Consider the following 17,770-nt stretch of genomic DNA (forward strand, 5'->3'; position numbering starts at 1 on the left):
CCGGATCGTTCCGTGGTGCGTCTCAGACGGTGATGACTTCTCGGGGTGCTGGATCGGTCGTGGCAGGTCTGCCGACGAACCTCTCAACAAGATAGGAGAAAGTCAGTCCGATCGTCGTCCAGATGATCAATTGGGCGATGATCGAATAGAACCGAAACTTCCAGAGAACGTCCGCGGAGAATCCCGGGTAGACGATGTGTCCTTGAGGGTCCGTCACCGGAAGCGGAGTCTCGGTCGCAGACTTGCCGTAACCGAGGCTGCCTTCCACCGCTTTGTTTGCGGCGAGATGCCCGAGCGACGGGAGGACGGCCATCACAATGCTTATCAGTACGATGAAGGCCCCCGCCGCGATCAGGGTCGCGTTGTAGGTGCCGAACCTGTGCCGGATGCGGTGGCCGAGAAAGACCGCCAAGCCAAGGAAGATCAGCGAGCAAGCCACCATCGTCAGATACAGGTGCGCGCGAGTCGCGATGGTGAAGGTGTGCCCGATCGAAGGTGGGTTAGCCGGGTACTTGACGAAGGGCACCATGTAGACGCCCAGGAATCCGAGCCCAGTGATAAAGAGCGCGAGCGTGCGCGGCCGCACCCCGAACCTGCCATGCAAGACCAGGTAGGTCACGGCGACCAAAGCGCCCATGGCTGCCGAGAAACCGATGATGCCACTCGCGACGCCGATGTTCGCTTGGATCGTGCGGCTGAAGATCTCTGGGCCGTCAGGCTCTACGGTGACACCAAGCGATTTGGCTACCGAGGCGATGGCGTCGTCGCGGCCGGACTCGTAATCGATGGCTTGTTGGATGTAGGGCTCAGCAAAAATCCGGGCAAAGATGAAGCCAAGTACGCCGGCGATTGCTCCAGAGAGCACGCCACGCAGAATGATGCGTATTTCCATTGGATGTCCTGTCCGAGGTTGGCAGGACTAGTGGCAAGGGAATCCGAGAAAGTGCCTTGAGTCGTGAACCCACTCGTGGACGACCAGCGTCTTGCCGAACACCGACGACATACCTTCGTCAATGCCGACGAAGTAGTAGACCGCCAAGGCGAGGAACACCGTGATGCCGAGCAGAATCGCTACTCGGGTAGCGGGCAGCACGCGCGGTATCGATACGGACGGTGATGACGGATTGACGGCGGTGGTCATAACTCTTCTCCTTCGGGATGATGCGTCCCGGTAGAAACGGTTTACATCGCAGGAAGGTCTGGCTCCGAACAACGCTTCTTGGCGGTTGCTCGATACAGTGGCGCTACCGCGCCGGAATCTCACCGGCTTCTTTTCTCGCGATGCGGCTCTGGGTGAGCCTTTGTAGCTGAACTTTTCGTACCTGAGTTTGTGCTGAGGTGACGATACCCCGGCAGAACGAGCGCTGTAAACCGAACCAGGCCTAGGGCGCGTCGCTTGCAGCGGAGAACGGTGTGACTGGCCGCTCGAGTGCCACACCGTCAAGGAGGATGTCGACTTTCTCGTTGTAAAACGCGATCAGGCCGGCGATCGGAAGGAGCTGACGAGTGGGGAAGTCGTAGCACCAGGCGAGATCGGCGTGCGTGGTGCCGTTGAGCTGGACCGACCAGTAGCCGGTGGTCCGTCCCTTGTAGGGGCAAGCTGTTTCGGTGTCGGACGGTAGGAGGTTTGTGAAATCGACTTCTGTTCGGTTGAGGTAGTACCGGGTGGGCAAGCCTGTCTCGAAGACCATGATCGGCGAGGTCGATTCCGCCAACACTGTGCCCTGCAGTTCGACTCGCACGTTGCGCGTTGATCTGAGCGCATCGACGCGGGCGTAGGGGTTGCGCGGATGGATGAAGACCTCCTCGTCCTCCTCGTACCACGCGTCCAGCGCGGACCACTCAATGCGCACTGTCCCGGCGAGGCCGGGGATCGCGTCCTCGCCGTACAGCCGCGCTGATCCCGGGTGCGACGCACTGCCGAGCTTGATGGCATGCCTGCGCGCGCTACCCCGGCGCAGCTTCTGGACGTGCTCCTCGTCGACGAGAATGCTCGAATCGATATCGGCCAGCGGGATGTAGTACTGGGGGTAGTGCGGCGACTCCCAGACGTAGAGTGCGCGAGTTGTGTCGAGGACGACCTTTCCTTCCAGGACGGCTCGGATACGGCGCGGAACCGGCTCTACGTGATCAAGCGGGGTAATGAGCCCTGGGTAATCCGACACGGCCTACCTCCATCTACTCGTCGCTACTGTTCCCATTGTGGCGCCTGAAGGTGTCGTGGGCGTTGTCCCGCCCGATCATGTGGCGACCCCACGATCGGCATACATGAACCCCCATGACAACCCGGCGGGCGTGACGTCTGGCTGATTTCGCTGATCAGTGTGCTGGGCTTGCTGATCGGTATTCCGTATGAACGCAAAAGGATTTGCGTGGCGGCCACCCAGCTGACGTATGGTCCTCGGTGTGACCGAGTATCCGGCAATGCCACCAGTTCAAGAGGGATTGGAGTCGGTGGCGCCGCCGCCTCGTTCGCTTCATCCATTGATATATCTGTTGATCGCCAATCTAGCGATGTCGTTGTTGCTGACCGTTCTGGTCTTCACCTTCAAGCACAGCGTTATCAACTACCAGGTCGCGCACCATCACCTCAGTCACGATTCGAGCTTGACCGAGGCAGAGCAGCAACGCATCTTTCGGCAGGCCGCGAACGCCGCGATCTGGTCCCGGGTGGCCGGCAACGTCGTCGTGGCGATCGTCTACGTGTTTCTCGTACGTGCCCTGTTGCGCGGTCGTCGACGGGCCTACCTACGAGTCCACTGGCTGAGCATCGCAGGCATCGCCAGTCTTGCGTTGCTGTGGATCAATCCATATCCGTTTTGGATGCGCGCTGAGCAGGTATTACAAGCATTCTTGCTTGTTGCAATTTTGTACCGGGTGACTCGATCAGAGGTGCGCACCTACTTCGCAAAGCGCAAGCCAGAGGCGCAGGCACGATGATCGGGAACACGAGCGCGTACGAATCTCGTTAGCTGGTCGGCGCGCCGACTTGGAACTCGCGGGCGTGTAACCGAGAGTGTTCACGTGGCTACCCGACGCTCTCGTACTTGCTCGACCTGCGGGCGTGACATAGCCGAGGTGCGGATGACGAATGATGCGTATCCGATCGTGGTGCAACGGCACGCCGATCGGGCAGCCTTCGGACCGGATCCGGTGAACAACGAATGCCGACGCAAGCCCTCTGGCTGGTCGGATGCACATCAGGACGCGATGCGATAGTGAGCGGGCGGCTGACGAGCGTGGACCCCCCGGATTTCCTGCCGTCCAGGCGTCGGCTAAATGAGCCGGCGATGACCTGATGCGGAGACGAAATTATCAACACGAATTGCCCGACGTGGTGCGTGGTCCGCGATCACGAATGGCGAAGCCTTGAGGACGAACGGGCGAGATCGGCAGGTTGGTCGCACTAGGCGACGGCCCGTGAGCCTCGGACAGTTGCTAGAGAATGGGTTGGGTGGATGCGGGCCGGAGGTCTGAGCGAGCGCACAATCGCCGCGCGTGTCCAGGTCATCCGTTGGCTGCAACGGATGGACTACCAGATCGATGATCCGAGCGCGAAATTGCCCACGCAGAAAACGCCACGGAGTTGGCCTAGGCCGACCAAGACCGAGCATGTGCAGCTGCCGCTCGATTCCGGCTTACGTGCGCGTACCCACATGATGGTGGTCTGGCTGCCTTCCAAGGGCTGCGCTCAGACGAGTTCGCGAAGATCCGCGGCGTGAACGTTCGCGATGGCATGCTGCACGTGGTCGGCAAGGGCGGCTACCCCGCCGATCTGCCGCTGCACCCGACCGTGGCGGCGGACGCTGAGCACTATCCCCGGGAGGGATGGTTGGTTCTCAGTCGCAAATCGACGCGAGCAAACCCATCGGGCCCAAGGCGCCGAGTCACGTGCTCAGCCTGGCGATGGATCGCGCCGGCATCCCAGGCACCCCGCACGCTGTGAGGCACCGGTACGGCACTTACGTACTCAGATCGACGGCGACCGAGCCACCGGCGAGAGCTACACCATCGCCCACCACCTGTTTACTCAAGACGGATCTCGCATGATGATGGTCGCTTGGCTCCGTTATCTCGACGATTTCGTCAAGATCGACGGCGCCTGGTACTTCGCCGCGCGTGAACTCATCCTCGAATGGAGCGAAACGCGCGAATTAGGTACCGACACGGTTTGACGAGCCGAGAAGCAATCTCCCCTGCTTTGACTGACTGAACTTGTCGCGCGCACCATTGCGCCGGGGTGTTTCGTCAGGCGACGCCGCCTAACCCCCTCGATGGCCAGTCGAAGTGCGTGCAGGGCGTAGTGGGTGCGGGATTTGATGGTGCCGGGTGGCACGCCGAGGGTGTCCGCGGCCTCGCGTACGGAGGCGCCGCGGAAGTAACACTCAAACAGCGTCTGCCGGTGTTCGACCGACAGGGTTTGTAGTGCGGCCCGCACAAGCTCTCGATCCACCGTCTGCTGCGCCGTGTCTTGCACGGCCTGCTCGGGAAGATCATCAGTCACCACCTCGCGGCGGTACCTCGCCGAGCGCCATTCGTCGACGACGAGGTTCCTGGCCACCGCGTACAGCCAGCTTCGCTGCCCCCGCGGTTCGAGTACGGTCGTGCTGCGCCATGCCCGGAGCAGCGTCTCCTGCACGATGTCCTGCGCCCTGGCCCTGTCACCGTTGGTCAGTCCAACGACATATGACAGCAACGGCTGCGCGTGTGCATCGTGCAGCGCACGCGCCAGCACGGAATTCCTCTTTGATCGCATGGAAGAACCGCGCTTCCCAGCTCGGCTGACCACCCCACGGCGTGCGTTCGAGCACGGGCTGGGCCGAGAGGTTTCAGGCTCGCGAGGCGGTCTTGCGTCCATGCAAGTAGTCCATCATCACAAAGACGGCCGGTCTTCCGTAGTTCCTACCGGTCTTGAACGCACGATCACGTAACCGCCTCTGACCCGGCCGCCCAGACCGCAGTCATGTTCGCCCGCAAACGGGCTCATTGGCGCCTCTGAACGACCAGCCCACCCGAGGCCCGAAAGAATGACGAGCCAGACGGTCCAGCCCCGCGCTGACAGGGCTGGCCATAGCCGGCCGGCGCAACGCCTGCATAGGTACAGCTCGCCATGCCGGCTCACGCGGTAGACGGCCCAGACTGCTGGTCCGCACCGGTCGCAGGTCTCGTTCATCGTCCGCCTCTAGCCTCGCGGGCAAGTTGACGCACCCATCGCATTCGGCCGGCGGCCGCGTCGGGGTGGTCGCCGAACTCTTGTGCCATCCGGTCGGCGCAGCCACGGACGCCGAACTGGCGTAGGGCGCATCTGATGGCCTCTGCGACTACATCGGAGGCTGGGGAGTCCGATGGCTGCAGTGCGGAGGCGAACACAGCCTCATACCACGCTTCGTTCACGCTAAGCCGCGTCGTAGACGGCTGGGTAGTGGTCGGCATCTCATGCCTCCTGGTGTTCTCTGCACGCCCGGCGCATCCGTCGTCCGGGCCTTACGTGGCCTGAAGTTAGCGCCCATCAGGGTGGGCCGTCGTCACCTGACCCTGACGATATGGGTCGCGGTGTCGACCGGCGGACGAGGTCGCTGAGTGCGGTCTCGGTGCCTAGGTGCTGCGGCACCAGCGCCGGGAACGCAGCAAGCACCGTGACGGGCGGGGTGGCTGCCGATCCGGATCGTGTTCTGGGCGCGTGGTGGTCCATGAGGCCTTTGGTCCGGCGCTGGTGGGTGAATCCTCATCACTGGGGTCAGGTGACTGCGCGAGGGCAAGGCCTGCGACCAGTAGTCGCAGCTCTCGGGGTGCGTTGCAATGTCGAAGGGCGATCGCGGACCGACAGTTGGGCGTAAATGTTGCGCATGTGTCGACGTGTTCACCAAGACGGATAGTTCGCTGGCGATACCCGGCCAGCACCCGGGTGCGGTGGCGAGCCTCTCGTGCCTGGCGGCGAGCCTGGATACGTTGCGAAGCCGCGGCAGCTACTGCAGCAGGCTGATTGGCCTGGACGAGCCGGCCTGAAGGGACGTCATCCACGGACCACGCCGCGCCAGTCCCGAGAACTACCAGCGCTGGCGGGAGGCCCTTGCGGTCGCTGAACGCTAGGTTCGAATTCACCGACCCGGGCGGAGTCGAAATGCGGGTGCCGCTAATTCGGGCGCGCCATGACGGTTCTTCAGCTCTGGTTTCTCCCACCGCGCAAGGGCATCTCGGCGTTATTGCACGTTCGACAGCCCAAGATCACGGTGCATCCGGGCTAGGCTGGTGAGGTAGTCAACGCCTATCGATGCGGCGTAGGCGAAGGGGTGCTTGAACGCCTGCAGTGCCCGGTCGTGGACCACCGGGATCTCAAGCGATCGTCCTGATCGGTCCCGAATGATGAGGCTGACGACCTCGAGGTCGCGATGCCATAGCAGGGATACCTCGAAACTGCCGCTCGGCCGGTGGTCCAGCTCTACGATTGTGTCGTCCATGGCGGATTCCTCTCGGCCCTTGATCTAGTGTTGTCAATTTGCCTGCCTATTGGGTGATGGCACATCGCCTGAACTCGATGATGACTCGCCGCTGCGACGCTCTGTGGCTCATCCGCATAGGCGCCGGCAGCCTCTATCGGCCAAGGATCATGCTGCGCCGATTAGGCCACTTACGAGCGCGCATAGCACAAGCTCGGCGCGCGTCTGCAGGCTGAGCTTTCGCATGATGTTCGCGCGGTGGGAGTCGACTGTGCGTACCGAGATATGAAGCCTCTTGCCAATTTCCAGACTGGTGTATCCGAGCGCGAGGAGATGAAGCACGTCGCGTTCTCGCTCAGAGAGCGCGTCGAGTTCAGGCGATGAGTCATCGACCACGAGCCGCGCGCCGAGGGCGGGCTCCACGTATTGTTCACCCGCCACGACGCGACGGATGGCTTCGATGAGCTCCGTGTCCGACGACCGTTTCGGCACAAAGCCGCAGGCCCCGGCGGCGATCGACCGCCGGACGGATGTCGGTTGGGTCTGTGAAGAGACGACCAGAACCTTCGTCGAGGGGCTCGCTAGCAGGAGCTCGGGGATGGTCGCGTGGCCGTCCGTCCGGGGAAGGACCAGATCGAGCAGCACCACATCGGGCTGTAATGCACGGGTTTTGGCGATGGCCTCCTCCGCTGTTCCGGCTTCGTCGATCGTTGTGATGCAATCCTCGCGATCTAGCAGTACACGGAGTGATGACCGAAACAATGCATGGTCGTCGACGAGGAGAACGCGAATCATCTGCTGGCTCCAGGGACGGAGATCACGGCGCGGGTTCCACCCGTCGGCCGCGGCTCTAGTTCGATCAACCCTGCGTACCGCGCTACGAGCCGGCGGCACAACGCGAGGCCCAGCTGATCGCCAGTGGCATAACCGTCCTGGGACTCGATCCCCACACCGTCGTCGTCGACAACCAGCTCTCGAACCTCGGCGGAGCCTTTGGTCGAGATATGGATGTTGTTCGCGCCGGCTGCGACGGCGTTTGCGAGCAGATTGCGGAGCACGAGGCCCAGAGCGGCGCGAGGCAGCGGAAACACACCGGTGGCGCTCGTGATGACGTCGACGTCGATCCTTCCGAGGTCAGAAAGGGTCTGTTGCACAACTTCATTAACCGCTGCTCCATCTGCGACTATGACGTTGCCGTTGGCATGCCGGACTCGAACAGTTTCAAGGATCGTGTCGACGACTTCCAGGGCCCGCATGAGACCGGACTTGGGGTCCTGATCCAGCAGTGCGTGCAGCAGGGCGGATTTCACCTCGTGTGCGATGAGTCCGGTGAGATCCTCGAGCGACTCGTTCTCCAGGGCAAGGCGGCCCGCGTGCTCGGCGAGCTGTTCTGCGATCGCGCTGGGGTGGCGGCCGGGAACGCGGCGGCCCGACGCAACCAGGCAGTTCATCGGGACCGCCGTGAGGCCACTGCTACCCGGGTCGTTTGGGGCTGGTATCACCGGCATCTGCGGGCGATCGCCGATCCCACCGTTGCTGCTCTTATTCGTCATGAGTGGATTCCCTGCCTGCAGATGTTTTGCGGATGTTGGCGGCGAACAGCCGGCCGGCGGAAGGCTGGTATCACCGGTCGCTATCTCCGGGCCCCGCCGGGTTGCGGTTCGGTTGCAGTGTTCGAATCTCGACGAGATCGAGGCCCAGCGCCGCGATCTGCGACAAGACGCCGTGAAGCGCCGCCTGGTCCAGGTCGCCGGTGAGCACCGTTTCCGCAGCTTCGTGCCGGGACCGTAGCGCTGGAAAAGCCGACAACGCCGTAGCCCCGAGCTGCCCTTTGATCCGAATGCTGTACGTGGCGAGTCCAGGATCCATGACGCCATGGTTGGGCGCCGGCTAGTGAACCCGCATCACCAGGATCTGGTGACCATTCGGTTAGTGAGCGCCGGGCGAAAGTAGCCTCAGCTCCCGGGCCCGCTGCACTGCTGAGGCGCGGTCACGGGCCTGGAGCTTGGAGTAGATGCTGCTGACGTGGGTGTTGACCGTATTCACTGATACGGATAGCTCTCCCGCGATTTGAGGCCTAGACAGGTTGGTCGGGAGATAGCGAAGGACCCTGAGTTCGCTCGGACTAAGCGCTTCTGTTGGCGGTGAAGGTGGAAGGTCTCTGGTGATCAGCCGCTCGCCGTGCAGGACATCGAGTATGTCAATCAGCAGCGCCGCGTGCCTTGTCTCGTGACGGGGGACGGCCTCGAGTAGGTCGCCCGATGCGGTCATCGCGAATGGCAGGACCAGCCGATCAGCCTCCGCCAGCGACAGCGCGCTCTCGGTGGCGTCGTTCGCGGCTCGGTGCTCACCGAGTTCGAGGTTGGCACGGGCGGCCAGAAGATGAGCCTCAACGACGGTGAAGTCATGGATAAGCGGCGCGGCCCGGGTAAGAACGCCGTGTAGCGCGCCGAGTGCTTCTCTCGGACGGTTCTCCGCGAGATAAATCACGGCGCACGCGTTGTGGATTTCTCCCCAGTCCGACCGCTCGACGGTAGTTGCCTCCAGTGATGCGCGGGCCGCCTCGACCATCCCGAGACGGGCCTGTGTTGCCGCCAACCAGCCGGTGACCTGGCTCGCCACCCGGTGCGTTCCGATCAACTCGGATTGCAGACGTCCCGCAGACGCGAACTGCTCGAGCGCTTCCTCGTTGAGGCCGCGCCCGGCGTGAAGCATTCCGGTCACGAGATGCATCGCCAACCCGATAGCCGGCGCTGCATCTCCTCGTAGCGTTTCCGTTGCGCGCTTTAGCCATCGCTCGCCTTCGTCGAACTCACCCATCCAGATCATCGCGTAGGCGAGGGTCACGTGCGTCGGTGCGATGAATGTTTCCGCGCCCCAGCCGTACCGCTCGGCCAGCTCAACCGCCTCGCGGCAGCATCGTCGGACAGTAGCTAACGAGCGGGTCATGGACGCAAAACCGAGGTGGGCTAGGCAATTGACCTCGATGTAGGGCCGGCCGATTTGCCTGGCGAGGCTGGCGCCCTGTTGGAGGTGGCGTTCCGCTTCCTCAAGTCCGGTCCAGCCCTCGACCGCCCCCAGGTTCATCAGGGTCACCGCTCGCAGGTCATTAGATAGGGCGACATCCGGGTCGGTCGTTCCCAAGATGGGCGAGGCAAGGAACGCGACCTGCTCGATCACCCCAGCGAGGTCACCGCGTCTCCTCGCCACCGACAGCTTCAGCGACGCGATCGCTACGCCGAGTCGACGTCGACGAACTGATTGCATTGTCGCCGCATGAGTTTCGGCGACTGCTAGGTGCGCGTCCGCCTCGTCGAGACGTCCCCGGGCCAGCGCGCTTCCTGCCCGCACCACGGCGAGTTCGGGGTTTTCCGCGCGAGCTCCGGACGGGAACGCGTCCAACAGTGCTTGGATGGTTCGCTCCTGCCCGTCGAGGGTCAGGCTGAGCGAGTGATCTGCGAGCAGTCGTGCCGCAACGGGCCAGTCGCCCGCCGCTTGCATGTGTCGGATGGCATCTACAAACTGTCCATGCTGTGCGAACCACTCAGCGGCCCGTCGATGCAGTGCGGGAAGCGCCTCTGGATGCCGTCGCCGCAACTCCAGGCGGAGAAGATCGGCGAAAAGGTGGTGGTAGCGAAACCAAGTACGCTCCGTGTCCAACGACGACACGAATGCATTAGCGTCTTCCAGCTCCAGAAGAATCCGCTCCGAGCCTGCGCGGTTGCTCAACAAGTCTGCTAGTTCGCCGTTGACACGGTCCAGGACGGCGGTGCGTAGAAGCACCTCCTGGACCTCACGTGGCTGACACTCGAGCATCTCGGCGATCAGGTACTCCGCGACCGTGCGGTTGCTCCCCGAGAACTCGGCAACGAAACCCTCGGGGTCGGGATGGCCGGTGAGGGCGATCGCGGCGAGCCGCAGGCCTGCCGCCCACCCTTCGGTTCGCTTGTGCAACAGTGCTGTTCCAGCCTCGGACAGCCTGATACCGGAAGCCTCGAGAAACTCGCGTGTCTCAGCCTCAGTGAACCGCAGATCGGCGGCGCGCAGTTCAGCCAGGTCGCCGGCGAGGCGGAGCCGTTGCAGGTGCAGTCTGAGATCGCGACGAGTCGCGAGCAGGGCGTTCACGTGAGGGGGAAGGCTCGTTAACAGGCGCGTGAGCTGAGCAAGCGTTTCGGATGAGTCCAGCTCGTGCAGATCGTCGATGACCAGGGTGAGCAAGCCGGGATACTCAGCAACTTCTCCTAAAACCCTGTCGACGATTGCCCCTTCGTTGAACGCGGGAGTGGCTACGGCCGGTTCCGTTGAGCCACCTGTCTTGGAGGCCCGGCGAATCGCATTGAGAAGTTCGAGCCAAAAAAGCTGACTGTCTTGCTCGTCGCGTTGCAACTGCACAGCGGCAAGTGCACGCGCTTGACCCACCCGCCTTGCCCATATACGCAACAGTGACGTCTTTCCACTACCCGCAGGAGCCGAGATGATCGTGACCTTCACCGCCGTCGCGGGATCAAGCGCGGTGAGAAGGTGATCCCGGTCAATCAGCCGGGGAATCGCTGTAGCCACCGTAAGCCGTCACCTCGTCTGGGCTCCACGCGCTAACGTCCGCGACGAAGTCTTGCCGCGCCCTCGCCTCGAGGGGGGTTCAAGCGTACTGCGCGACAACGCGCATAGTCTCCTGCCATTTCAGGTTGCACCCGATAGCGTCGAGCCGAGCTGTTACCGTCGGCTGCATTCTCCCGGTCCTACGACGGCTGCCTCGTCGCACCCGGCGAGCGCTCGAGGACGTTAGCCAACCAGAGCGGGACGCATTCCGCGCGCCGCTACCGGAACCCTGACCGAGCGCCCCGGCCGGGGCGTCTTCGCCGGTCAGTTCCACTCCAGCGCCTTCGCCTAGGCGGCCCTCGGGCATCGGATAACCGGCCCGTTCACGCCGCTTGGGCATTCGCCTTCGGACGATCGGGCTATCAGGAGTGTGCGAGCAGCCGGCCGGTCAAAGACGATGTCGACGATGTCGGACACGATATCGCCCCCTGCCCAGTCCCACTGCGGCTCGCAGGCGAGGGAAACGCAGCGGATTGGCCGCGCATCGACCTCGTCGATTCATTCGAGTCCTGCCTGAGGATCGCACTCACTGGAAATGACGTAGCGGCGCGCCCGGGCGCCCTTAAGGGTGGAGGTCGAGGGTCCCAGTTTCCAACACATCCATCGCAAGATCGCGGCGTTTGCTTTGGTCAAGGCGATTGCGCTGTGGGTGGCGAGGGTGATGAGCACTCGCTCCTGAAGCGGCCATCGAGCACCCTAGAGACTCTCCCGTCCGATCCGCGCCTTTCCGTTGATTGGAGGACACTTCGAGACGCTGTCTAGCGCACCTCCCTGACCGTCAAGGCCCGAAGCGCCGCACGTTTCATCCTGCGGCGCCATGGTTGCCGCCTGCTTCCGGGGGTGGTTGTCAGGCGGTCGGGTGCAGGGCGTCGATAAGGGTGGTGATTGCTTGGGCGATGGCGGCGCCGGCAGCGTGTGTGCCGCGCAGGGCGTTGAGCATGACGAAGTCGTGGATGATGCCCTGGTAGCGCGCCGCGGTGACGGTGACGCCGGCGGCGCGCAGCTTGGCGGCATACGCCTCGCCCTCGTCGCGCAGCACGTCGGCCTCGCCGGTGATCACGAGTGCGGGCGGCAGGTCGGCAAGCTCGTCGAGCGAGGCCCGCAAGGGAGATGCGGTGATCTCCGCGCGCTGGGCCGGGTCGGTCGTGTACTGGTCCCAGAACCACTGCATGGCGTCGCGGCGCAAGAAGTAGCCTTCGGCGAACTGCTGATAGGACTCGGTGTCGAAGTTCGCGTCGGTGACCGGGTAGAAGAGCACTTGCTGTACGAAGCTGACCTCGCCGCGCTGCTTGGCCAGCAGGGTGAGCGCGGCGCTCATGTTGCCGCCGACGGAGTCGCCGGCGACGGCGATGCGGGTCGGGTCGAGGTTCTGCTCCGCGCCGTGCTGGGCGACCCAGGCGGCCACGGCGTAGGACTCCTCGATCGCGGTGGGGTATTTGGCCTCCGGGGAGAGGCTGTAGTTGGGGAACACCACGGCTGCGTTGGCGCCGACCGCGAGTTCGCGGATCAGCCGGTCGTGGGTGTGCGCGTTGCCGAACACCCAGCCGGCGCCGTGGATGTAGACGATGACCGGCAGCGGGCCGGTCGCGCCTCGCGGGCGCAGGATGCGGATCGACACCTCGCCGGACGGCCCCCCGGGCACCGTCGTGTCGCTGACGTCGATGTCAGGCTTGGCGATGTCGCCGGATTGCACCTGGTCGACGGCCTCGCGACCCTTCTCTGGGCCGAGGTCGAACAGGAAGGGCGGGTTGGCGGTCGCGTCTGCGAACTGCTGCGCGGCCGGTTCGAGCACTGGCTTGCTGGTCATGGCAGGTCTCCTTTGTCGGTGGTGTGGAAGTTTCGCTCGGGACGGTCGTGTCGAGTGGAAAACACGGCGTCGCTTGCCGCGACGCCCAGGATGACGGCGCCCGCGTCGTGTTGTTCGGTCGGGTTGGGTGTCGTCAAGCGACCCCGCCCATCCCCTCGATTGCCAGTCGTTGCGCGCGTGGCGCGTTGTGGGTGCGGGGCCGCGTGGCGCACCGAGTGTCTCGGCGGCCTGGGCCACCGACGCGCCGTGGAAGTAGGTCTCGAACGGCGTCTGTCGGTGTTCGATTGACAGGGTGTGCAGCGCGGCCCGTATTGAGCTGTCGGTCCACCGTCGTCGATGACGATGTGCCTCGCCACCGTCAACAGCCAGCCTCGCTCTGAGCCGCCGGTCTATTCGCGCACTGCCGTGTTTCGCCACGCTCGGACCACGTCTCCTCCACGATGTCCTGCGCGCCGGCCCCGATCTCGGGTCAGCCCAACCACGTACGACAGCAAGGAGTGCGTGTGCTCGTCGTGTAGGGCACGAAACACCTCGGCATCACGCCGTTGCTCCGCGGAATGCCTAAGTTCCAGACTCGGCTGAAGGATCGCGTCATGGATACAGTCGACCACGACGGAGGTGGCAGTTCCTCAGTAGTTTCTACTGGTCTTCCGCGCGGGTACCGCATATCCGGCGCCGGCCGCCCGGGCGTGCTCGCGATGTCGGCAACCAGCGGGCCGACAAGAAGTCTGCCTTGCCGGTCATCCAGTTTCAGTTCCCATGGCAGGGGATGAGTCGAGTCGGAGGAGGCCAACCAGGATGGTGTGCAGAATTCCCCTGTGACCAATGGCGATCCTCAAACCGGCAGTCGATGATGGGACCTCATCGGCTATCACCGCCGTTACCTATCCGGTCGAACCTGATTCGGAGCGGCATTCGTCGCGGCCAGCTTAAGCAGTCTTGGTGACACGCCTGGGTGGTGGAAGCTCTTGGACCTCATGGGTTTGGTTATCGGCCGGGCTATCCTCCCGTTGGCGACATGGGAAGGGCCGTTGTCCGCGCAGGGCTGGTCTATGCGGGCGTGAGAGGTGGGGGAGCGTTGCGGGCGCCTATCTTTCGCGGAGCGGCGTTCGACCGTGCCGCAAAGGACGTCGGAGTCGGGGGCCTGCACCCGCACGAGGAACGCCACACCGCGGCAAGCCTGGCGATCGCGTCGGGCGCGAATGTGAAGGTCGTTCAGCAGATGCTTGGCCATAAGTCCGCAGTGATGACGCTGGACCAATATGGGCATCTTTCCCCGACCAGCTCGACGACGTGGCGGAGCGGATGGACGCAGCGGCTCAAGCTGCCGTACCGGGACAAATATTGTTGATCTTGAGTCAGCCCGCTGATCGGCCGGAGTCAATGATTGCGGTACCTCGAGTGTGGTGCCCCCGGCAGGATTCGAACCTGCGCTCCCGCCTCCGGAGGGCGGTGCTCTATCCCCTGAGCTACGGGGGCCTTTCGACGCGCACGAAGTGTGTGGCGTCTTGGACCGCGGTGAAGCTTATCAGTCGGCGAGCCCGCTACCGACCGCCGTGCGAGCCTGCGCGAGCACCATTCCCGCCGCAGACCGTCGGCGCGTTCATGCGGGCGGCGCCAACGGACTTGCATTGCGCTCGCGGAGCATCTGTTCCATCAAGATGATCTCGCCGCTCTGGCTGTCGGCCATCTTTTGGGCGGCATTGCGAACGTAGGGCTCGCTCGCGTGGGTCGCGGCCCATTGGACCATCGGCAGGCCGCCTTGGTGATGACGGAGCATCAACTGCAAGAAGTAGACATCGAGCGCCTTGCCCGACAGCGATTGAAGTTTATCGATCTCGGCCTGGGTGGCCATGCCAGGCATCAAGCCGTCGGCCTCCGTGTGATCGTGACCGGAACCCGCCATCCAGGCCATCACTGGGTTTGGATTCGTGACCGGTAAACCCCATGCGTCGAGCCAGCCTTGCATCTGCCCGACCTGGTTGTTCTGGCTGCTCTCGATGTCATACGCCAACAAGGCGACAGCCGGATCGGTGCTGTGATCGCGGGTGAAGCCGGCCATACTCACCGCTTGCCGGTGGTGCACGGTCATGTCCCAGACGAAGCCGGCATCGACCGAGCTTGAGTCGGGCGTACTCGAGCCACCGCCGCGATGACCGATTACATATCCAACTCCGCCGGCGACAACTAGCGCCGCCGCGACCAACATCGCCACCAGTGCGGCCCGCAAGCGCCCGTTCGAGGCGCTCGGGCCGACCTCGTCGGGTTCGAGTTCATCGGTGGGATCCATAACGATGCTCATCTGAGATCAGGACTCGGTCGGATGCCCGGGCGTGCTTGGGTTGGTCTTGAAGGTCGGATTATCGCAGGAAGCGCCGAACTCGGGCGTGTTGGACTGATTGAGTTTCAACGCATCGACGAATTGATCAACCCGCGGATCGGTCGCCGAGTCGACGAACAATTGGTAACCCCAGGCCTGAAGGGAAACATTGGACTTCAGGCCCGCATACGGCGTGAGGAGCGTGTACTGATTGCCCGAGACAAGCTTCGTGAGTACGTCCAGTTGCGCAGCGGGCAGCCCTGGCTTGTAGGTGATCCAAACCGCGCCGTGCTCAAGCGTGTGCACGGCGTTCTCATTGGCGATTTGGTTCGGGTAGACGGTGCCGGTGCAGTCGGCCCAAACAGGGGAGTGGTCGCCGCCGACCGGTGGAGACTGTGGGTAGTTCACGACGCCGGAGACATGATTGCGGGTCAGGTTCGGATAGTGCTGAATACCGCTGATCGAGTCGGGTTTGACCGACGCTGTGGACTTCTTGTTGTTGGTCTTCGAGACGGCGTACCCGATGACCCCGATCGCGAGGGCCACTACGACGACGGTGGTGATGATGAGGCCCCACGGCGTCTGCCGTTGATTGACGATCTTGCGGGACTGCACCTTCTTCGCCGGCGTTTTCGTACCCTTTGCAGGCTGGCCCTTGTTGGATCTACCGGAGGTCGGCTTGGTCGGCTTGGTCATCGAGTCGCTTTCATAGCTGGCTGACGCGGCAGTCGGCCATACGGGTTTCGCACCAGTCTAGGAGGCGAGGCTGTGCAGCACCGAATAAAAATCTGTGCGATTGCGAACTCGGGCAAAGCCGACAGCTCGGTATCGAAGTAAAACCGGGCAGACGGCGCAACTAACATGGGTCCGTGACACCAGACGATCTCATTGAAGCCATCCGGTCCGCCGTTGTGCGTGCCGTCGAGTCGGGCGCATTCGTCGCCTCGATGCCAGAAGACATCGTCCTGGACCGTCCGAAGAACCGGGAGCACGGCGACTACGCGACGAATGTGGCGATGCGCCTCGCCAAGCCGGCCGGTAAGTCGCCCCGCGATGTCGCCGAGGCGATCGCCGCCGTTCTCGGCGAAACCGCGGGCATCGACAAGGTCGTTGTCGCCGGTCCGGGCTTTCTGAACATCACGCTGGACTCGGCGTCGCTCGGCGTTATCGCGCAAACCATCGTCGAGGCAGGCTCGTTATACGGGCACTCCAAGACCCTCGCCGGGCTCAAGGTCAATCTCGAATTCATCTCGGCGAACCCGACGGGTCCGTTGCACTTGGGTCATACGAGGTGGGCTGCGGTCGGCGATGCAATCGGTCGAGTGCTCAGCGCGGCCGGTGCTGACGTGACGCGGGAGTTCTACATAAATGACCGTGGCGTGCAGATGGACCTCTTCGGGGCATCGCTGCGTGCAGCGGCTCTCAACCACCCCGTGCCCGACAACGGCTACCACGGCGACTACATCCCCGAACTTGCTGCCGAGATCGTCGCGGAAAACCCCGAGGTCCTGGAATTCGAGGGCGAGAAACAGGTCGAGGCGTTTCGCGAGGAGGGCTACCGGCTTCAGCTCGCACAGCAGCGGCAGACGCTCGAGGACTTCGGTACGCACTTTGATGTCTGGTATTCCGAGCGCTACCTCCACACCTCCGGCGCGGTCGAACGTGGCCTCGATCGGTTGAAGGCGCAGGGCCACCTGTTCACAGCCGACGACGCTTTGTGGTTGCGGACCACCGATTTCGGTGACGACAAGGACCGCGTACTACTCAAAAGCGATGGCGACCTCACCTACTTCGCCTCCGACACCGCCTACTACGTCGACAAGCGAGATCGCGGGTTCGACGTTTGCATCTACCTGCTCGGTGCCGATCATCACGGTTACGTAAACCGGCTGCGGGCGATCGCCGCATGTGCAGGTGATGACCCCGACGTGAACATCGAGGTCCTCATCGGCCAGCTGGTGAAGATACTTCGTGCAGGTGAAGAGGTTCGGTTGTCAAAGCGCGCCGGGGAGATCGTGACGCTGACCGACTTTGTCGAGGCAGCCGGTGTGGACGCGGTTCGCTACTCCCTGTCCCGGTACCCGAGCGATTCGCCGTTGACCCTCGACCTCGACCTCATCACACGCCGAAGCGCCGACAATCCGGTGTTCTACGTTCAGTACGCTCACGCGCGCACCTGCAATGTCGCCAAGAATGCCGCCGAGGTGGGCATAACTTTGCAGACCTTCAAGCCGGAGTTGTTGGTGCACGAGACCGAGTCCGCACTGCTCACCGCGTTGGGGGAGTTTCCTCGAGTGGTCGCTCAGGCGGCTGAACTTCGCGAGCCCCATAGGGTTGCCCGGTACCTCGAAGCGCTCGCTGGCACATTGCATCGCTGGTACGAGGCCTGCCGGATCATCCCGAAAGGGGACGAACCGATAACCGATGTCAACCGGACGCGTCTATGGCTGAATGTCGCGACTCGGACGGTACTCGCGAACGGACTCGACCTGCTTGGCGTCTCCGCCCCCGAGCGGATGTAACCCGCCCGCTACCGTTAACCGACGGAGTCTCCGCGTGGTCAAGGCATCAACGCGGCTAGCAGACAGGATCACGTTCGATGATCGC

19 protein-coding genes, 1 tRNA gene and 1 pseudogene are annotated in these 17,770 nt (G+C 63.3%); 6 read left to right on the top strand and 15 right to left on the bottom strand.

What is annotated here, in order from left to right:
- Positions 1–22: 22 nt before the first annotated feature.
- The 3 genes from ACSMXN_RS10740 to ACSMXN_RS10750 all read right to left on the bottom strand — a co-directional run bounded on the left by ACSMXN_RS10740 (position 23) and on the right by ACSMXN_RS10750 (position 2,165).
- Entirely contained in the window at positions 23–892 is an 870-nt protein-coding gene (locus ACSMXN_RS10740; RefSeq protein WP_022912659.1) for a CbtA family protein, read from the bottom strand.
- A gap of 27 nt (positions 893–919) precedes the next feature.
- Positions 920–1,141: a CbtB domain-containing protein gene (locus ACSMXN_RS10745; protein WP_022912660.1), complete on the bottom strand. Its 222-nt coding sequence runs from the start codon at positions 1,139–1,141 to the stop codon at positions 920–922.
- Positions 1,142–1,382: 241 nt separating this feature from the next.
- Positions 1,383–2,165 carry a DUF427 domain-containing protein gene (locus ACSMXN_RS10750; RefSeq protein ID WP_022912661.1) on the bottom strand — a complete coding sequence of 261 codons (783 nt, stop codon included), beginning with the start codon at positions 2,163–2,165 and terminating at the stop codon, positions 1,383–1,385.
- A gap of 241 nt (positions 2,166–2,406) precedes the next feature.
- Between ACSMXN_RS10750 and ACSMXN_RS10755 the strand changes: the two genes are divergently transcribed.
- From ACSMXN_RS10755 to ACSMXN_RS10770, 4 genes are all read left to right on the top strand, one after another.
- Positions 2,407–2,940 carry a hypothetical protein gene (locus ACSMXN_RS10755; RefSeq protein WP_155958302.1) on the top strand — a complete coding sequence of 178 codons (534 nt, stop codon included), beginning with the start codon at positions 2,407–2,409 and terminating at the stop codon, positions 2,938–2,940.
- A 144-nt stretch (positions 2,941–3,084) separates the two neighbouring features.
- Positions 3,085–3,219 carry a hypothetical protein gene (locus tag ACSMXN_RS10760; RefSeq protein ID WP_022912663.1) on the top strand — a complete coding sequence of 45 codons (135 nt, stop codon included), beginning with the start codon at positions 3,085–3,087 and terminating at the stop codon, positions 3,217–3,219.
- 239 nt (positions 3,220–3,458) lie between these two features.
- Positions 3,459–3,722: a hypothetical protein gene (locus tag ACSMXN_RS10765; protein ID WP_022912664.1), complete on the top strand. Its 264-nt coding sequence runs from the start codon at positions 3,459–3,461 to the stop codon at positions 3,720–3,722.
- Between the two features lie 9 nt (positions 3,723–3,731).
- Positions 3,732–4,175, top strand: a complete 444-nt coding sequence (locus tag ACSMXN_RS10770; protein ID WP_081649022.1) for a nuclear transport factor 2 family protein — start codon at positions 3,732–3,734, stop codon at positions 4,173–4,175.
- Here the strand turns inward: ACSMXN_RS10770 and ACSMXN_RS10775 are convergent.
- From ACSMXN_RS10775 to ACSMXN_RS10815, 9 genes are all read right to left on the bottom strand, one after another.
- The gene (locus tag ACSMXN_RS10775) at positions 4,070–4,756 is read right to left on the bottom strand and encodes a sigma-70 family RNA polymerase sigma factor (protein WP_455407747.1); all 687 of its coding nucleotides are present in this window, start codon (positions 4,754–4,756) and stop codon (positions 4,070–4,072) included. The genes ACSMXN_RS10770 and ACSMXN_RS10775 overlap by 106 nt on opposite strands.
- 413 nt (positions 4,757–5,169) lie before the next feature.
- Positions 5,170–5,433, bottom strand: coding sequence for a hypothetical protein (locus ACSMXN_RS10780; protein WP_035943221.1), 264 nt, complete (start codon positions 5,431–5,433; stop codon positions 5,170–5,172).
- Between the two features lie 767 nt (positions 5,434–6,200).
- Positions 6,201–6,458 carry a hypothetical protein gene (locus ACSMXN_RS10785; RefSeq protein ID WP_022912243.1) on the bottom strand — a complete coding sequence of 86 codons (258 nt, stop codon included), beginning with the start codon at positions 6,456–6,458 and terminating at the stop codon, positions 6,201–6,203.
- Between the two features lie 147 nt (positions 6,459–6,605).
- The gene (locus ACSMXN_RS10790; protein WP_022912244.1) at positions 6,606–7,232 is read right to left on the bottom strand and encodes a response regulator transcription factor; all 627 of its coding nucleotides are present in this window, start codon (positions 7,230–7,232) and stop codon (positions 6,606–6,608) included.
- The gene (locus ACSMXN_RS10795; protein WP_022912245.1) at positions 7,229–7,990 is read right to left on the bottom strand and encodes an ATP-binding protein; all 762 of its coding nucleotides are present in this window, start codon (positions 7,988–7,990) and stop codon (positions 7,229–7,231) included. Before ACSMXN_RS10795 ends, ACSMXN_RS10790 begins: the two co-directional genes overlap by 4 nt.
- Before the next feature lie 70 nt (positions 7,991–8,060).
- The gene (locus tag ACSMXN_RS10800) at positions 8,061–8,306 is read right to left on the bottom strand and encodes a hypothetical protein (protein ID WP_022912246.1); all 246 of its coding nucleotides are present in this window, start codon (positions 8,304–8,306) and stop codon (positions 8,061–8,063) included.
- A gap of 60 nt (positions 8,307–8,366) precedes the next feature.
- Positions 8,367–10,997, bottom strand: coding sequence for a LuxR C-terminal-related transcriptional regulator (locus ACSMXN_RS10805; protein ID WP_022912247.1), 2,631 nt, complete (start codon positions 10,995–10,997; stop codon positions 8,367–8,369).
- An 886-nt stretch (positions 10,998–11,883) separates the two neighbouring features.
- Positions 11,884–12,843, bottom strand: coding sequence for an alpha/beta hydrolase (locus ACSMXN_RS10810; protein WP_022912248.1), 960 nt, complete (start codon positions 12,841–12,843; stop codon positions 11,884–11,886).
- Positions 12,840–12,980, bottom strand: coding sequence for a hypothetical protein (locus ACSMXN_RS10815; protein WP_022912249.1), 141 nt, complete (start codon positions 12,978–12,980; stop codon positions 12,840–12,842). The genes ACSMXN_RS10810 and ACSMXN_RS10815 overlap by 4 nt, the downstream gene beginning before the upstream one ends.
- 908 nt (positions 12,981–13,888) lie before the next feature.
- Here ACSMXN_RS10815 and ACSMXN_RS10820 point away from each other — a divergent pair.
- A pseudogene (locus ACSMXN_RS10820) lies at positions 13,889–14,169 on the top strand (tyrosine-type recombinase/integrase); the annotation flags it as partial.
- 78 nt (positions 14,170–14,247) lie between these two features.
- Here the strand turns inward: ACSMXN_RS10820 and ACSMXN_RS10825 are convergent.
- The 3 genes from ACSMXN_RS10825 to ACSMXN_RS10835 all read right to left on the bottom strand — a co-directional run bounded on the left by ACSMXN_RS10825 (position 14,248) and on the right by ACSMXN_RS10835 (position 15,859).
- A tRNA-Arg gene (locus tag ACSMXN_RS10825) sits at positions 14,248–14,322 on the bottom strand.
- Between the two features lie 124 nt (positions 14,323–14,446).
- On the bottom strand, positions 14,447–15,133 hold the full coding sequence (locus ACSMXN_RS10830) for a DUF305 domain-containing protein (RefSeq protein ID WP_022912251.1): 687 nt from the start codon (positions 15,131–15,133) through the stop codon (positions 14,447–14,449).
- An 18-nt stretch (positions 15,134–15,151) separates the two neighbouring features.
- Complete coding sequence (locus ACSMXN_RS10835; RefSeq protein ID WP_022912252.1) at positions 15,152–15,859, bottom strand: DUF3105 domain-containing protein; 708 nt, start codon at positions 15,857–15,859, stop codon at positions 15,152–15,154.
- A gap of 173 nt (positions 15,860–16,032) precedes the next feature.
- Here ACSMXN_RS10835 and argS point away from each other — a divergent pair, with 173 nt between their 5' ends.
- Complete coding sequence (gene argS / locus ACSMXN_RS10840; protein WP_027139175.1) at positions 16,033–17,685, top strand: arginine--tRNA ligase; 1,653 nt, start codon at positions 16,033–16,035, stop codon at positions 17,683–17,685.
- Positions 17,686–17,770: the final 85 nt, after the last annotated feature.

The sequence above is a fragment of the Parajatrophihabitans canadensis genome (assembly GCF_053764775.1).

What these genes read in the sequence shown, in the direction of transcription:
- ACSMXN_RS10740 (WP_022912659.1), bottom strand. Translation starts at nt 892, where the DNA reads ATGGAAATACGCATCATTCTGCGTGGCGTGCTCTCTGGAGCAATCGCC.
- ACSMXN_RS10745 (WP_022912660.1), bottom strand. Translation starts at nt 1,141, where the DNA reads ATGACCACCGCCGTCAATCCGTCATCACCGTCCGTATCGATACCGCGC.
- ACSMXN_RS10760 (WP_022912663.1), top strand. Translation starts at nt 3,085, where the DNA reads ATGACGAATGATGCGTATCCGATCGTGGTGCAACGGCACGCCGATCGG.
- ACSMXN_RS10765 (WP_022912664.1), top strand. Translation starts at nt 3,459, where the DNA reads ATGCGGGCCGGAGGTCTGAGCGAGCGCACAATCGCCGCGCGTGTCCAG.
- ACSMXN_RS10770 (WP_081649022.1), top strand. Translation starts at nt 3,732, where the DNA reads ATGGCATGCTGCACGTGGTCGGCAAGGGCGGCTACCCCGCCGATCTGC.
- ACSMXN_RS10775 (WP_455407747.1), bottom strand. Translation starts at nt 4,756, where the DNA reads ATGCGATCAAAGAGGAATTCCGTGCTGGCGCGTGCGCTGCACGATGCA.
- ACSMXN_RS10780 (WP_035943221.1), bottom strand. Translation starts at nt 5,433, where the DNA reads ATGCCGACCACTACCCAGCCGTCTACGACGCGGCTTAGCGTGAACGAA.
- ACSMXN_RS10785 (WP_022912243.1), bottom strand. Translation starts at nt 6,458, where the DNA reads ATGGACGACACAATCGTAGAGCTGGACCACCGGCCGAGCGGCAGTTTC.
- ACSMXN_RS10790 (WP_022912244.1), bottom strand. Translation starts at nt 7,232, where the DNA reads ATGATTCGCGTTCTCCTCGTCGACGACCATGCATTGTTTCGGTCATCA.
- ACSMXN_RS10795 (WP_022912245.1), bottom strand. Translation starts at nt 7,990, where the DNA reads ATGACGAATAAGAGCAGCAACGGTGGGATCGGCGATCGCCCGCAGATG.
- ACSMXN_RS10800 (WP_022912246.1), bottom strand. Translation starts at nt 8,306, where the DNA reads ATGGATCCTGGACTCGCCACGTACAGCATTCGGATCAAAGGGCAGCTC.
- ACSMXN_RS10810 (WP_022912248.1), bottom strand. Translation starts at nt 12,843, where the DNA reads ATGACCAGCAAGCCAGTGCTCGAACCGGCCGCGCAGCAGTTCGCAGAC.
- ACSMXN_RS10830 (WP_022912251.1), bottom strand. Translation starts at nt 15,133, where the DNA reads ATGGATCCCACCGATGAACTCGAACCCGACGAGGTCGGCCCGAGCGCC.
- ACSMXN_RS10835 (WP_022912252.1), bottom strand. Translation starts at nt 15,859, where the DNA reads ATGACCAAGCCGACCAAGCCGACCTCCGGTAGATCCAACAAGGGCCAG.